Raw genomic sequence first — 15242 nt, 5'->3', positions numbered from 1 at the left:
AGGCTCGCGCAAGAGCGTGATCTCATGCGTCGCGCAGGAACGCGTCCGCGATCGCGCGGCGATTGAGCTTGAGGTTACGGGTGCGCAGGCCGCCTTCGACGTCGAATTCGCGGTCGGTGAAAATGACCTTCGTCAATTGCCGCTGCGCAGGAAGCGTGCCATTGACTGCCCGGACGAGCTCGCGCAACGCGTCCGTTACTTCGGCATCGTCCGGCCGGCGCGTGGCGATGACGACGCACAGCCCCGCGTGCGAGCCGGCCATCACGACTGCCACCTCGACACGCGGATCGCGATACAACAGCGCCTCGATGGGCTCGGGATGGAACTTCTCGCCGTTGCTCGTGATGATTGCGTCTTTCTTGCGACCGACAACGCGCAGGAAGCCATCGCTGTCGAACTCGGCGATGTCGCCCGTCGCCACCGCGTTCGGTGCGACGAACGTCGCGCGGATGTCTTCTTCCGGTGCATCGAAATAGCCCAGCGAGAGCAGTGCGCTACGCGTCACGATCACTTCCCCGTCTTCCGACAACGACACGCTGCCGGGCTCCGCCGGTTGACCGACCGTGCCGACTCGCACGCGTCCGGGCTTGTTCCAGGCAACCATACCTGCCTCGGTGATGCCGAACGCCTCGTACAACTCGATCCCGCAGTCCCAGAAGAAATCCAGTGCGGCGCGCTTGATCGGCGCCATCCCCGTGATCATGTAACGGATGTTGCCGCCCGTCAGCGCGATCAGACGCTCCGAGAGCGTCGAGGGGTCGCCGGCAGGACCGGCGGCCGCTCGCGCCACGGTGTGCAGTGTCTCGTACAGCACCGGTGGTGCGATCACGAACGTCGGGCGATGCCGCTTGAGACCCGGAAAGAGTCCGTGGAACGGCACGGAAACGAGATCGACACCGTGATACAGGCAGAAGTAATACGTCATCCGCTGCTGATAATTCGCGAATGGCAGAAACGTCAGGAAGCGCTCGCCGGGCGCAACGCCGAACGCGTCGCGATACAGATCGAGCAGGTGCGCGGTACCGCGCCGGCTCATCACGAGCCCCTTGTTCTTGCCGGTCGTGCCGGAGCTGAACACGAGCGAATGCGTATCCGGCCGATGCTCGACGAGCACCGGCTCGATACGCGTGGCCGAACCGCGCGCGTCGGCCGGGTCGATATCGATGACCCGGCCGGCGATCGGCTCGGCGGAATCGAGCCACCGCGCATCCACCGCAAGTACGCTCAGTCGGTAGCGCTCGATCAATGCGTCGCACGTGCCGGGCAGACGATCGTTCGGGAAAGCGACCGATACGCAGCCGAGTTCCATGCACGCTAGGTCCCACACGATCCATGGGTAGCCGTTCGGTGCCGCGATGCCGACGCGTGCGCCTGGCACGAGGCCGATCGCCTTGCCGCGCTCCACCGCAGCGAGCACGTCCTCGAACAGTTCGTGAAAAGTCCGGACAGTTTCGGCGCCCTTGTCGTCGACAAAGGTCAAGGTATGACTGCTGTCGCGCAGACGGGCGACGAGATCATCGAAGGTCATCATCGGTGTTTTCCCGTCACGCGTGCGCGACGCCCTCCGCGGACGCGTAGTACTTTTGTGCCGCGCTTTCATACATGTTCCAGAACAGCTTGCACGTGTGGCGCACCGAGAACAGGGCTTCCTGCTGCATCTCCACGGTCGTGCACAGATCCGTCACGAGCGAGATGCCCTCGGCGACGTGCGCGACGTCTTCCTTCTGGTGAACCGAGAAGAAGCGCGTGTCTTCCTCGGTCAGTCCGTAGCACTTCGCCAGAATGGCGTGGCGTGCTTCGCCTGCACGGGTTTCCAGACTCTGCCCTTCGCTGGCGATCATCACCGCGGCAGCACCGATATGGTAGGTGCCCGCCCCCTTGCAGTTCTCGAGCCGATACTCGATCAACTCACGGGTCGCGGCAGACGGTACCCACGCATCGCGCTCCTCGTCACTGATCCGTTGCGCCCGAATGAAGTCCTCCATGAGCTCGACATGGTTCTTCGTCTTCGAGAAACGTCCCGTCTCCTCCTCGAACAGGTTGTACAGCAGCCGGCGCTTGTGGTCGGGAAACGGGCAACGGAAGTAAAGATTCTCGATGTATTCGAGAAAGTACCGGGTGATCTGGTATCCCTCGAGCGTGATGATCTTCAGCAGCCGCCAGTTCTTCTGCGGCGTAAACAACTCCGCGAAGATCGGATGATCGAGGGTCAGTTGTTCGTCCAGCGTTTCGCGCAGCGTGCGCGAGAAAGTCGCTTTGTCCATCAGCACGGCTTCGTTTGCGAGGGTCATGGTCGTTCCCTGTCGGTAAGGTAACCGGCAATGTAATGGCGGCTTTCAAGGCTGAAACCTGTCCGTTCGGGCGAGTGTTTCACCTGTACGCCAATCCTGTACGTCAGTGCAGGTAGGCAGTGCGGCGGCTTGACGCTATAAAGCGGAACCCCTACGGCACTTGGAGCATCCGATGGACGACCACGCGAATGTATTCGCTACGCTTACCGAACTGATTCCACAGATTGCCGCGCTCGATATCGCGCCGGACATGCTGACTCGAGAAACGTCGCTGACGTCGGATCTGATGCTCGATTCAATTTCGCTGCTGTCCCTGATGGCGCTGACGGAGGATCGCCTTGGCGTCAGCTTTGCATCGCATACGGAACAGGTCGCGAATCTCGAAACCATCGGCGACGCGGTTGATCTCGTCGAAATGCTGTTGTCCGTGAAAGCGTAGCGAGACGGCGATGAACGATCGATTTCCGTTGAACGGTCAACCACTCGACGCGCGTACGGCATCTTCCGCCGGCGGCTACGGCAGCATCCATTTGCTGCTTGCCGGCGATCTCGACGCAATGCGCGTCGCGTTCGGCACCGGCGACGCGGCATCAGCCGCCCACACCGCGGTGGCCCCGAAGACAAACGCGCGCGTTGCGAGACTGCGCGATACGCTGAGCGCCCCCGACACGCGGCGGATCGCTATCGTTATCGACGATCCCGAACTCCGGCGTACGCGCGAATTCGCGTCCTTGCCGCGGACGATCCCGGCCGCGCTCGACGTCGACGCGGCGTCCATGACCGACGCATGCATCGTCGTGCTCGGCGACGCGCTCGCGAACGGCACGGCTATCATCGACGACGCGAGTACCCTGTCGTTACCGCCGCTCGATACGCTCGCCGATGCGGTAGCCGATACCGTGTTCGAGGTGCGCCGACGCGCCGATACCTACTTTCAGCACGAGCCACTGGCATTGCCCGGCGAATCAGCCGGCGCGGCTCACCTGTTGACGGCCGAAGCCGTGCTGGCCTGGCTTGCGGCCGAAGCGACGGCCGGCCTTCACGTCGTGTACGGCGACCTGCGCATCACGTGGCACGCGCTCTCCGCGAGCGTCGCCGGATTCGCGCAGGTTCCGACGCGAACCCGTTCCGCTCAAGACGGCCCGGACGCAGTGCTCGACCTGCTCGATACGAACCTGCGGCACGCCGCGCATACGCTTGGATGCCGCGACGACGCGCGCGAGCACCCGACCGACGTCCGGGTGCACCGGCTGTGCTGCGACAACTTCGACTGGCGCGATCGGATCGCCTCGCGCGTCGCCGCTCACGCCGCAGCGCATGAGCGACGCGTCGCGCCCCGGGTTGTCGACCTGCCTTCCGCGCGACGCATCGCGACCGGAAACGGGCATGTCTATCTGAATTGTGGAAGGGGTTCCCGGGCCTTGCTGCTCATCAATGCCTTCGGCATCCCGCACGACGTCTGGCATGATTTCGCTGCTGAATTGGCGCCGCATTTTTCCATCTACCTGGTGGACGAAGCAGATGACACGCCTGCCGAAGCAGGACTGACACGTGCGTATTATTCCGATCCCGATGCTCCTGGCCGCTATGCACGTAGCGTCGCCGAGTTGCTCGACGTCGAGCGGATCGACGCGATTCACGTCGCGAGCTGGTGCGGAGGGGCACGATATGCGCTTGCGTTGGCGCGAGCGCTGCCCGGCCGCATCGCATCGATGAGCCTGATCGCACCGTCGTTTGCCGGCGCGCAGGACTACGACGGCGCGGACAGCGCCTACGAAAACAATCTCAACACGATGTGTTCGCTCGTCGCCCGTATGCCGAAGGCTGCGGACAGTATGGCGAAATCGATGATGGCGCTGTTGGAGAAGCGGGAACGAAGCGATGCTCGTGGAGACGGGCATGCATCGATGTTCGCGCTGTCCGATTCGTCGACGCGCCACTGGCTGCACGCGCCCTTCATGTCAGCGACGAACATGATCGATTACAGCCAGCAGTTGCTGAACTTCCGCGCGCATCGAATCGAAGCCGAGCGCGACGGTTCGATCGCGGATATCCCCGCCATGCTCGTTACCGGGGAATACGACGAAATGACCTGCGCGACGCGCGCGCGGGCCATTGCCTCTGCGCTGCTTCGTCCGATCCAGATCGAAATGCTGGGCGGCAGTCATCACATGGTTCACCAGAACGCGGCGCTCCTGGCGCGACTCGTCGGCACGTTCGTCGACAACCCGATTCTCGCGCCCGACGCACTTCCGCATCCGAGACTGCGATTCTTCGCGGATGCCGGGTACGCCGACATGGAGTCGGGCGAACTGTGACTGTAGCCCTGCCCGATGCCCGTTCGGACAGTTACAGACCCCGGGCCTCGGTCACTAAAGTCGCGCTGTGGCAGCAATTCAGATCACACGCGTCCGATCGCGTCGCGCCACTCGCGAACGACGCACAAGCCACCGTCAACCAGCTGGTCGGAGATTTCGAATGTACGCAAACAGTCTTGTCGAACTGATCGGCGATACGCCGCTGCTTTATCTGAAGAGCCTGTCGAACGAGCACCGGCGAATCCGCGTGTATGGGAAGCTCGAGTGCTACAACCCCGGCAATAGCGTCAAGGACCGGAGCGCCCTCCAGCTTCTGCGCCAGGCAGAGCGCGATCATGGCCTCAAACCGGGCTGGTCGATCGTCGAATCGACGTCCGGCAACATGGGGCATGCGCTCGCCATGCTTTGCGCAACACGCGGATATCGCTTCATTTGCGTGCTCGACCCGAAGACACCGAAGACGAATGCGAACCTCGTGCGGGCATTCGGTGGAGAGGTGGAGATGGTCGAACAACCGGACGAGACCGGCAGCTTTCAGAAGAAGCGAATTGCAGTCGCGAAAGCGATCGCCGCGAACGTGCCGAACTGCGTCAACCTCGATCAGTACAACAATCCGGCCGCCATCGACGCCCATTACTACTCCACCGGACCGGAGATCGTTTCTCAATTGGCCGATCGACTCGACGCCGTGATCGTGTCGGCCAGTACCGGTAGCCATCTGAGCGGAATCGCGCGCTATGTGAAGGAGCGTGATCCGTCGACCCGCGTAATCGGCGTCGAACCCGACGGCTCGGTCGTGTTCGGCGGCACATACCGACCGCATCTGCAGAATGGCGCGGGCCTCAGTTTCCAGCCCGGCAACATCCTGATTCATCTCATCGACGACACGATGCGCATCGAAGATCGCGATGCATTCGTCGGTTGCCGCCGTCTCGCGCTCGACGAAGGGTTGTTGCTCGGCGGCTCATCCGGCGCGATCGCGCAGGCCGCGCGCCGCTACATCGCGACCTTGCAAGGCCCGGCCAACATCGTGTTGGTGCTCCCGGACAGTGGCACCAAGTATCTGGACACGATTTACGACGATCAATGGCTCGTCGATCATGGCCTCCAGGCAGTGCTCGACGACCTTTGCGACACCCCGACGTCGCCACGCGCCGAAAGCGCCGTGGCCCTCGAAACCATGTGATCCAGGGACACCCATGAAAGACTCCATCCGTACCCAGCTTGCCGACGGCGCACAGTACCCGATCGTGTTGCCGAAGGCCGACGTCACGCATGTCACGTATCGTTGGGCGAACACCGTCGACGATGCACTGGGTGCGCAGGTCATCGAGCTGATGCGACGCACGAGCGAGAGCGCACCGATCATCGGTTTCGCCGAAACGATCACGGATGCGGAAGCGATCCGCTACCTCGATGAGTTGCGCTCGAATCTCGCCGCGGAGAAGGTACGTCTGCTGACGATCTTCGCCAGCACGGCACAGCTGATCGGCCTGTGCACGTTGCGCCGCAACCTGAACCCGAACAATCGCCACATCACCGATCTCGCGAAAGGCATGATCCACGATGCCTATCGAGGCGGCGGTGTGCTGCCCGCCGCATTCGTTGAAATTGCACTGCAATGCGATCTGGACAACGTCGAACTGGTAACGCTCGATGTGCGCGACGGCACGCCCGCGCATCGGGTCTGGGAGCATTACGGCTTCCAGACCTGGGGCACCTTGCCGGATTACGCGCGCGCGGACGGGAAGATTCATGCGGGCCACTTCATGATGCAGCGCGTGGGAGACCTCAAGGAACGTGCACTCGGCATGCTCGGCGGCCGCGAGGCCGACCGTGCCGTCGCGGCCAAAGCATCGGTATGAGTGATCCGATCTACAGCGGCCCGATCATCGACTCGCACTGCCACATCGCGTCGACGCGCTTTATCCCGAGCGCGTTCCTCGAGGGCTTGTGTGCCAACGTTCATGTGCGGCTCGTCGCAAACGGTGTTCGGAAATCCCGCTCGGAACTCCTGGATACCTACCTCGCGCAGAGCCAGGACCACTTCGGCGACGCGCTGGCAGCCGACATGGCGTCGGCCGGTATCGAACAGGCCGTCCTGCTGCTGCCCGACTTCACGTACGTGATGAAGAGCGACCTGACGATCGCCGAGATGTACGCCGAGCATCATGCGATTCTGCAGCGCCACGGCGAGCGCTTCCACGTGTTCGGCGGAGTCGATCCGCGTTGGGGTGCCGACGCTGTCGCATTGTTCGAGAAAGGCGTGGTCGAGTACGGCTTCTCCGGACTGAAACTCTATCCGCCCTGCGGCTACAGCCCTAGCGACAAGATCCTCTACCCGCTGTATGAAATCTGTCGCGCACACCGACTGCCGGTTCTGCTGCACGTGGGTCCAACCAGCCCGACGCTCGAATTCGCGTACTCGCACCCCGATCTGCTCGACCGCGCGGCGTTCGATTTTCCCGACGTGAACTTCATCCTCGCGCACGGCGCCGTACATCACGTCGACGCGTGCGTGCGACAGTGCGCGTATCGACCGAATGTGTATCTCGACATCAGCGCGTTTCTCGGTTCCCAGCATCCTCAGGGTTGGCCGACCGCCCTCGCGGAGCTGTTCCGCATGAACATCAATCACAAGATCCTGTTCGGCACCGACTGGCCGGTCTTTCGCAATTCGGGGGGCCATCGCAAGGTGATGGAACAGTTTCTGGCCCCCAATGGTCCGCTGGCGGCGGTCGCGCCGGTGCAACGCAAGTGGTTGATGTCCGGCAACACGCACGCGCTGCTGCCGGCGCCGCGCACGATCGATGCGATCGCGTGACCCGGGCCGGCGCGTGCGCCGGCCGTCCCGCACGCATTACGGGCTTGCGACCGCCGCGGTTGTCGCCGCGACGCTTGTCTGGAGTGCATGGCCCGCCCACACGTCCGACGCGGCGACCGAAATGGCCGATACGTCGGATCGCTGGAGCACCGACGAGCTGGCCCTGCTCAAATCGATGCGCGTGCCGTCCGGCACGCCCGCAAAAGCCGATCCTTCGAATCGGGTCGCGACGTCCGTGAACGCGGCGCAGCTCGGCAAACGGCTGTTCGCCGACCCGCGGTTCAGCCGCAACGGTGCAATCGCCTGCGCCAGCTGCCACGCCGTCGACCGCCAGTTCGAGGACGGGCGACCCCTCGCGATCGGCCTGGGCACCGGCGTACGCCGCACGATGCCCGTTGTCGGCGTGGCCGGCTCTCCATGGCTATTCTGGGACGGCCGCAAGGACAGTGTGTGGTCGCAAGCGATCGGGCCGATCGAGGATCACAACGAACACGCGGGCACCCGGCTGCGCGCCGCACATGTGCTGGCCGAGCACTATCGGGGCGAATACGAGTCGTTGTTCGGACCATTACCCAACCTGAGCGCCTTGCCGCGCGACGCGGGTCCGCTTGGCACCGACATCGAAAAGGCGGCGTGGCGAGCACTCGACGAACGCACGCGCACCGACGTGTCGCGCGTGTTCGCGAATCTCGGCAAGGCGATCGCCGCGTACGAAGCGACACTGCAGTACGGGCCGTCGAACTTCGATACTTACGTCGAGGGTGTCCTGACTGGCGACCCGGGCAAGCTCGCGGTGCTCAGCGCGGTCGAAAAGGCGGGGCTGCGCTTATTCATGAGCAAGGGTCAATGCGTGACGTGCCACACCGGGCCGATGCTGAGCGATCGTCAGTTCCACAACATCGGCGTACCGCCGCGCAGCGGAGTGGCCTCCGATACCGGCCGCGCGGCGGCGGTCGACAAGGTTCTGCGCGACGAATTCAATTGCATGGGACCGTTCAGCGACGCCAGGCCCGAGCAGTGCGAGGAGCTGCAGTTCATCTCGACCGACGACCCGCAGATGCTTGCCGCGTTCAAAACGCCGAGCCTGCGTAACGTCGCACTGCGACCCCCGTATATGCATGCGGGACAATTCGCGTCCCTTGAAGCAGTGATGCGGCACTACGCGGACGCGCCGGCGGCTGCGATCGGGCATAGCGAACTGAAGAAAATCGCGTTGTCGGACGAAGAACAACGACAGCTCGTCGCCCTGCTCGGCGCCTTCTCCGGCCCCATCGTCGAGCGCTGACCGGCCGCCTCCCGTCGCACGTCAACGAGAGGCGTCGCGAACGGCTACGCCCATCACCTTCACCTGGCCGCCGAATGGCAACGCGGCCGCCTGGTATACGGTTCGCGCGGGCCGACGATCGGCGGGGAACAGGTCCGCGTATACCTCGTTCACCTGCGCAAGCGCACCGATGTCGACGAACGCGATGTCGACGAATACCAGATCCCGAGGGGCGAAGCCCGCCGCATCAAGTGCGCTGAACAGGTTCGCGAACGCGCGTCTGGCCTCTTCCGCGGGTGTACCGGGTACATAGCAACCATCGGCGTCCAATGAAAGTTGACCGCTCAGGTAGCAGGTGTCGTTTGCGACGACCGCATGACTGATCGGCGATGGCCATTGCGGCAGTCCGTTACCCGACGTAATGTAGCTTTTCATGAATTGCTCCTCGATGTGTGTGGCGCCACGCGTCGCGCGAACCATGCGCACGTGCTCCATGTCATAAGTAGTGCTTGACGAGCAGCTGCCAAAGATTCGACTGCGGCAGTGCGCCGAATTCGGTTGAGGACGCACCCGCATTGATCTGCCATTGCAGTGCGACGTCTGTACGGGCGAAGCGATAGCGCGCTTCGAGCCAGGTGAGCCTGCTGCGATCCGCGAGGTTCAACCTGACGAAACCGGACAGATCGAGACGCTGGAACCATGCGTCCTGCCATCTGACCATCGCGAACAGCCCGTCACGCGTGACGGGGTCTTGCTGCGCGGCCGCCAGCGCCCGGTACGCGGCGTAGCTGGCCGGGGGGCCGTTGCGCAGCGCCTGCCAGCCTGCACGATCGAGTGCTGCGCCATCCCGGTCATACTCCAGCGTGACGGACAGGTTGCGAGAAGTCGTGCAAGTCACGCCCGTTGCGAGCTTCCAGCGAAACGCGACATCGCTATACGGGCGTCCCAGCGAGCGAGCGAGCGTCGACGGCCCCCGCCCTCCGGACCATTCCGCGTATCCGACGCACGCATTGTTCACGAGATGGACCAGGTTGACGCCGAATTGCGGCGAACTGCCCGGCTTTCCGTCGTCATAGATCACGATCTGCGGTGACAGATCCGATATCACGTGCTGGCTGAACTGAAGCATCCAGCGCGTGCGTTGATTCGTTGCGCCGAAGTCCGGCGAGAACGACGCATCGGTTGCGTGATCCGCGATGCGCGGCGCGACAAGCGCGCTGATGGAACCGTCTGCCCACAATTGTTGACCGCGCAACATCACGGTGCCGAGCCGGTTCTCTCGCAGGCTCGCGGGATCCACCGATGTCACGGAGCGGACTGCGTTGTCGCGAAAGAAGTCGGTCGGGTTGTAGCCGGTGGCGACACCGAGCCTCACGTTGACGCGGCCGGCCTGCACCAGTGTCTTGCCGCCACCCATACGACCGTCCACGTACAGTTCCTTCAGGGTATTGATCGCACCGGAATCAACATCGAAGCGTAGTGGACCGTTCAGGTCGAGTCGATCGGCGAAATTGATGCCCCAGCCGCTCGAGAACGCATGGCGCGCAGTCAGGTCGAACGACAGGCGCGTGGCCACCCGCGTGCCGCCTGGCCGCAAGGTCGCGAAGCGCAGGCCTGGTTCGATGCTGAACTGATACTTGCCGTCGTCAACCGTCTGCACCGGTGTCGCGTCGGCGAGCGCCAGGCCCGCCTCTTCCGCGTCACTCGCATGGCACGCGCTTGCCGCGCCGGCCAACGCAATGCAGACGATGCTGATTCGCTTCATCATTCCGGTTGGAAACGTGCCATGAAATCGGACTGGAACCAGGCGTCCGGAATCTCGCGCGCGACGTAGTCCGCATATCGCATCACGGTCACGAGATTCGGATTGAGCCCGTCGATGATAACGATCTCGGTTGGCCGCAGCGCGCCGAGCTGTTGCTGATAACGTCGATAGAACGCGGTCTTGAGGAGCTTGCCGCTTTCGCTGAAGAAACGTGCCTTCACCGGACGCGAGTCCGCCGCGTCGATCCACATTTCGATCGAGTGGTAGGTCATGTCCGACACGCTCTGAACGAGCTTCAACCGGTATGCATGGCGCGTCTGGCGCTCACCGTCCTGCACGTCCTCCTCGGCCTCGATCTGCGCGCGATAGCCCTGCGCGAAATTGACCGTGACCACGTCTCCGTTCGACGCCTGCCCGAGCAACCGTTGCTGCGGCGAAATGCGGATCGTCGCTTTGCTCGCGGGATCGAAAAACCACAGGTCGTTGCCGCTCTTGAGCATCAGCTTGTTCGCATCGCGTGCCGGCGCAGCGAACCGGATCAGGCTGCGAAACTGACCGCTCGCCGGATTGATCCGCGAATAGGCGGTCAGTGCGTTCGAATCCGTTTGCTTGCCGTCGGTGTACTGCGTCAGCGTGACGTTCAGCGTGAACGGTTCGCTCGGGTTGCGCACGGCATCGCTCGCGGCGAGGATGCGTTGAGGATCTGGCGCGGCTTTTGCGGCACTGCAGGCAAGTGCCAGGATCACGGCAGCGCACAGGCGCGCCATCGAATGCGTCTGCATCGGAATCTCCGGAGCAAATACGGAATGACAGGGACGAGCGCGGCTCTCCACCCGGAACGGGTGGAAAACCGGCACGACTGGGGACGAATAAGTCGAAGCTGCGGTGCGCTGCTCAGTAGCCCGGATATTGCATCTGCAGTGCAACCCATGCGGCCGTGCGCTTGCCGAATTCCGACGAGATCGCCTTCAGCGACGCGTCGAGCGCATGCAACGGGTAGCGCGTAATCGGTGCGGACAACATACGCGTCGGCGCGTCGACGCCGGCAACGCGGTCGGGAACGATTGTCAGTCCACGCCGGGTGCGCACCGGTTCGCGGTTCGCGGCAACCGTGTAGGCAGTCGAGCGGAACGTGGTCGAGTACGCGTCGGCTTCGAGCACGAGCGCAATTTCGTCGACACCCGGCGCGATCGGAATGCCGAAATCCTCGTGTGACCAGAACGACACGTAGTTGGTCGCGATCGTCGCCATCGCCGGCAATCCGAGGTTGAAGCGATCGCTCGCGATCTCGGATGACCACGCGGGGCGTCCGAGTCGCTCGGCGACCTGCAGCGCCCGTTCGCGACCGGCGAGCGCTTCGACGAGCGCAAGCGACACCGGAATCGTCGCGGTGACGCCGGTCGTCGTGACGACCTTGCCATCGGCAACGTAGCGCTTGCCGTCGACCCAGCGCGTATCGGGAAATTTCTTGCGCAGGTCATTCATCGAGTACCAGTGCCCCGTTGCGCGGCGGCCTTCCAGCAGACCCGCGCGTGCGACGACCCAGACGCCGTCGCACACGCCGATGATCGTCGCCCCCTTCTTCGCCTGCTCGGCTACCCATGCAAGCAGCGCCGGATCACTGTCACGATGCACGGCCGGCACGATCACATAGTCCGCGCCTTCGGGCACGCGCTGGTCGAACTGCGCGGTGGTTTCGTCCGGAATGACGTTCATCGGTGCCGGGAACATCCGGATGGGGCCCGATTTCGTTGCAAGTGCAACGAGATCCGCGGCGCCCGATTCGGCGACGATCCCATACGGGACGACGTAGTCGGTCAGCTCGGTATAGTAGTTCTCGCCAACGACGGCGACGATCGGGCGCGTGCGTCCGAATCGCGGCTGATAGGCAGGCAGCCGGTCGGCGCGCGCGGCAACGGGCGCGGCCGCGGCGGGTGCCGATGCTTCGTTCGCCGGCCCCGCATGGGCAATACTCGCGATACCCGATGCAAACGGCGCGAGCAGCAACATCATCCAGTACAGCATGACTCTTCGCATTGAAGCTTCTCCGTGAATGGATTCATCCAGTAAACAGGCATGGCGCCCGTTTCGATCGTCATGACGCCACCGCTGGCAGCAACACGACGTTGAACGTCACGTCGCCGCCACCCTGCGCCTCCCGTACCTTCAGCGTGATCGTCCACCACCCGGGCATGCTGAACTTCATCCCCTGCAGCCGATACACGCCATTACCGTCATCCGGGACGACTCGAGGGCGCGTCGGCAGACCGTGCCCGTGCTGAGGCATCCCGCCGCTCACGTCGATGCGCGCACCGCGCACGGGCTCGCCCGACGCACGGTTCACGGTGACGGTCCATGCATGGATCCGGTTCAGTGGCGGCGGCGTCGTGGGCGGCTCGAGCGTCACGACGTATGCGCCTGCCGCAGTCGATTGCGTCAGCGATAGATTCAGCCCCGCAGGAACCGACTGCTCGGTGGGTGCGCCACACGCACCGAGCAATGCCGCGCAGCTCCCGGCGAAGGCTAACATGACAAACCGCCGACGAATCGATTTCGCAATCATTTCAGTCGCGCAAGATCCGGTCGTTCGATCACGCGTAGCGGAGCGCATCGACGATCTCCATTCGGGACGCGCGGCGGGCGGGCAGCAACGCGGAAAGCATCGACACCAGCAGCAGGCCGATCGCGGTACCGACGATCAGATCGTTCTCGCCCCACACGCGAATGATCAGCGGCACCGGCGAGCGGCCCGGTGGTGTCCACGTAAGACCGCTGACGTTGATGACACCGGCGAGCATCGCGGCGCTGACGACGCCGAGCACCGCGCCGATCACGCCGAGCAGCAACCCTTCGCACAGGAAAAGGCGACGCACGCCGGTCCGGCGCAATCCCATCGCGCGCAGCGTGCCGATTTCGACCGTGCGCTCGAACACCGCGGTGCTCATTGTGTTGCCGACAGTGAATAGCACGATCGCAGCGATCAGCAGCGCGACAAAACCGAACAGTGTCGTGAACATCGCAAGCGCCTGGCCGTAGAACGGATTCAGCACCGTGTAATCGACCACTTCCGTGTCCGTACCGGTGAATCTGGTATTGAGCAGCGTCTCAAGTCGGGCCTTCGCGGCGGGCAAATCCGCGGTGTGGCGCAATTGCACGACGATCGCCGTGGCCTTCGGCCGCTCGTTGCCGTAGACGAGCCGTTGCGCTTGCGCAAGATGCAAGCCCACGTACATGTCGTCGTATTCCTTGATCCCCTGCCGTTCTGCCTTCACGACCTGCAATTCCGCGACGTTCGGCGCACCGCGCGCGGTCGCCGCAAGCAGTTCGATCCGACGCCCGTCCGTCGCCGCAGACGGCGCGTCGCGCAACCCGTCGGCAAGCGCCGCGATGTCGGTCGGAAGCGGCGAGGACTTCGCCGTGTCTGCGGCTTTCTTGGGCGGCTTGCAGTCGGGTACCTTGAGCGGTCCGCACAGTTCGAGTACGCGAGCAAGGCCCGTACCGATCACGGCTGCATCGCCTGCCGTTCCGGTGAGCGCCATCGGTGGAATCGTCACCGGAAAGTGATAGTCGTTCCAGTCGCGCATCCGATTCTGGTCGTCGACACGCACGCCGAGCGCGAGTGCGGTGCGCGACAACCCGGCATCGAAGTTGCCCGCAATACCCTGCAACTGCAGCGTGGGTGTCGCGACGAGCACCATGGGTGCCAGTACCGGGTCGGCTTTCACCGCATCGATGATCGCCTCGTAGTTTTCGATCCCGTACTCGGAAGGATTCCCGCTCCCGAACTCATAGAACCCCTTGCGTTCGATCTGCATGTGGCCGCCGTACTTCACATAATCGGTTTGCAGGCCATACGTGATGTTGCGCGTATAGCCACCGAACAGCAGCACCGCGTGGGCGCCGACGATCATCGCGAGCAATGTCGTGATCGAACGGCGACGGTTGCGCAGCAGGTTGCGCAGCGCGAGCGAGAATGTCTTCATGCGAACACCTCCTGTGCATCGGTGCGTGTCACCGTGGACACGCTGCCGTCGGCAATGTGGACTACGTCATCACCAGCCGCGAGCACCTGCGGATCATGCGACGAAATCACGAACGACACGCGCCGCTCCCGTTGCAGTCGCCGCATCAGCGCGATGATCTGCTGTCCGGTCTTGCTGTCCAGGTTGGCGGTCGGCTCGTCTGCCAATACGAGGTTCGGCGACCCGACGAGTGCGCGGGCGATCGCGACCCGCTGTCGCTGACCGCCAGACATCTGCCCTGGCCGGTGATGCGCCTTGTCCGCAAGGCCGACTGCATCGAGCATGTCCCGCACGCGAAGCGCGCGCTCGGACTCGGTCAGTCGCGAACCCGCGAGAAGCAGCGGATATTCGACGTTCTCGTGTGCGGTGAGCACCGGCAGCAGATTGAAGTTCTGGAAGACGAAGCCGAGCCGGCGAGCTCGAAAGTCGGACAGTGCGTCGTCCGACAAGCGGCCGACCTCCTCGCCTGCAACGACGATGCGGCCGCGATCCGGTCGGTCTACACAACCGACGAGATTCAGCAACGTCGACTTCCCGCTGCCGGACGCACCGGCGATGACAGTCAGTTTTCCATCGCGGATGTCAAGCGTGACGTCGTGCAGCGCGGTCACGTTGACGGAACCCATCAGGTACGACTTCTCAACGGCTTCGAGTATTACGGCGTTCATGGTCTCGATATACGAAGTTGGCGGCCCGCGACAGCAAGGCGCAGGGACGATCGCGCAGCGCAGAATACCAACTTGTGTGTACGGAAAAAC

The 15242-nt window shown here is 63.5% G+C and carries 15 protein-coding genes; 6 read left to right on the top strand and 9 right to left on the bottom strand.

Translation table 11 applies throughout. The features are described 5' to 3' along the window. Positions 1–22: 22 nt before the first annotated feature. Positions 23–1531, bottom strand: coding sequence for an AMP-binding protein (locus tag ACN22W_RS37460; protein WP_419690117.1), 1509 nt, complete (start codon positions 1529–1531; stop codon positions 23–25). 13 nt (positions 1532–1544) lie between these two features. After that, entirely contained in the window at positions 1545–2291 is a 747-nt protein-coding gene (locus ACN22W_RS37455; RefSeq protein WP_047904000.1) for a TenA family transcriptional regulator, read from the bottom strand. Between the two features lie 172 nt (positions 2292–2463). On the opposite strand from ACN22W_RS37455, the gene ACN22W_RS37450 reads away from it, so the two are divergent. The 6 genes from ACN22W_RS37450 (at position 2464) to ACN22W_RS37425 (ending at position 8718) form a co-directional block, all read left to right on the top strand. After that, positions 2464–2730 carry an acyl carrier protein gene (locus tag ACN22W_RS37450; RefSeq protein ID WP_047903999.1) on the top strand — a complete coding sequence of 89 codons (267 nt, stop codon included), beginning with the start codon at positions 2464–2466 and terminating at the stop codon, positions 2728–2730. A gap of 10 nt (positions 2731–2740) precedes the next feature. Next, positions 2741–4609: a hypothetical protein gene (locus ACN22W_RS37445; protein WP_419690116.1), complete on the top strand. Its 1869-nt coding sequence runs from the start codon at positions 2741–2743 to the stop codon at positions 4607–4609. Positions 4610–4769: 160 nt separating this feature from the next. Then, on the top strand, positions 4770–5795 hold the full coding sequence (locus ACN22W_RS37440) for a PLP-dependent cysteine synthase family protein (RefSeq protein WP_419690115.1): 1026 nt from the start codon (positions 4770–4772) through the stop codon (positions 5793–5795). A gap of 13 nt (positions 5796–5808) precedes the next feature. Next, positions 5809–6474: a GNAT family N-acetyltransferase gene (locus ACN22W_RS37435; protein WP_419690114.1), complete on the top strand. Its 666-nt coding sequence runs from the start codon at positions 5809–5811 to the stop codon at positions 6472–6474. After that, positions 6471–7433: an amidohydrolase family protein gene (locus ACN22W_RS37430; protein ID WP_419690113.1), complete on the top strand. Its 963-nt coding sequence runs from the start codon at positions 6471–6473 to the stop codon at positions 7431–7433. Before ACN22W_RS37435 ends, ACN22W_RS37430 begins: the two co-directional genes overlap by 4 nt. Before the next feature lie 121 nt (positions 7434–7554). Beyond that, positions 7555–8718, top strand: coding sequence for a cytochrome-c peroxidase (locus tag ACN22W_RS37425; protein WP_419690112.1), 1164 nt, complete (start codon positions 7555–7557; stop codon positions 8716–8718). A 21-nt stretch (positions 8719–8739) separates the two neighbouring features. Here the strand turns inward: ACN22W_RS37425 and ACN22W_RS37420 are convergent, their stop codons facing one another. The 7 genes from ACN22W_RS37420 to ACN22W_RS37390 form a co-directional block, all read right to left on the bottom strand. Further along, positions 8740–9177, bottom strand: a complete 438-nt coding sequence (locus ACN22W_RS37420; RefSeq protein WP_419690111.1) for a RidA family protein — start codon at positions 9175–9177, stop codon at positions 8740–8742. A gap of 16 nt (positions 9178–9193) precedes the next feature. Continuing rightward, positions 9194–10357: a hypothetical protein gene (locus ACN22W_RS37415; protein ID WP_419690110.1), complete on the bottom strand. Its 1164-nt coding sequence runs from the start codon at positions 10355–10357 to the stop codon at positions 9194–9196. Between the two features lie 104 nt (positions 10358–10461). Further along, positions 10462–11244: an outer membrane lipoprotein-sorting protein gene (locus tag ACN22W_RS37410; protein ID WP_419690109.1), complete on the bottom strand. Its 783-nt coding sequence runs from the start codon at positions 11242–11244 to the stop codon at positions 10462–10464. A 112-nt stretch (positions 11245–11356) separates the two neighbouring features. Beyond that, positions 11357–12499 (bottom strand): DJ-1/PfpI family protein, encoded by a 1143-nt coding sequence (locus ACN22W_RS37405; RefSeq protein WP_419690108.1) that lies wholly within the window; start codon positions 12497–12499, stop codon positions 11357–11359. 58 nt (positions 12500–12557) lie between these two features. Further along, positions 12558–12992 (bottom strand): FixH family protein, encoded by a 435-nt coding sequence (locus tag ACN22W_RS37400; RefSeq protein ID WP_419690107.1) that lies wholly within the window; start codon positions 12990–12992, stop codon positions 12558–12560. Positions 12993–13053: 61 nt separating this feature from the next. Beyond that, the gene (locus ACN22W_RS37395; protein ID WP_419690106.1) at positions 13054–14445 is read right to left on the bottom strand and encodes an ABC transporter permease; all 1392 of its coding nucleotides are present in this window, start codon (positions 14443–14445) and stop codon (positions 13054–13056) included. Further along, the gene (locus ACN22W_RS37390; RefSeq protein ID WP_419690742.1) at positions 14442–15152 is read right to left on the bottom strand and encodes an ABC transporter ATP-binding protein; all 711 of its coding nucleotides are present in this window, start codon (positions 15150–15152) and stop codon (positions 14442–14444) included. Before ACN22W_RS37390 ends, ACN22W_RS37395 begins: the two co-directional genes overlap by 4 nt. Positions 15153–15242: the final 90 nt, after the last annotated feature.

The sequence above is a fragment of the Burkholderia theae genome, assembly GCF_048565265.1.
In the GTDB taxonomy this organism is placed as follows: domain Bacteria; phylum Pseudomonadota; class Gammaproteobacteria; order Burkholderiales; family Burkholderiaceae; genus Burkholderia; species Burkholderia theae.
This window is presented reverse-complemented; position numbering and strand designations above follow the sequence as displayed.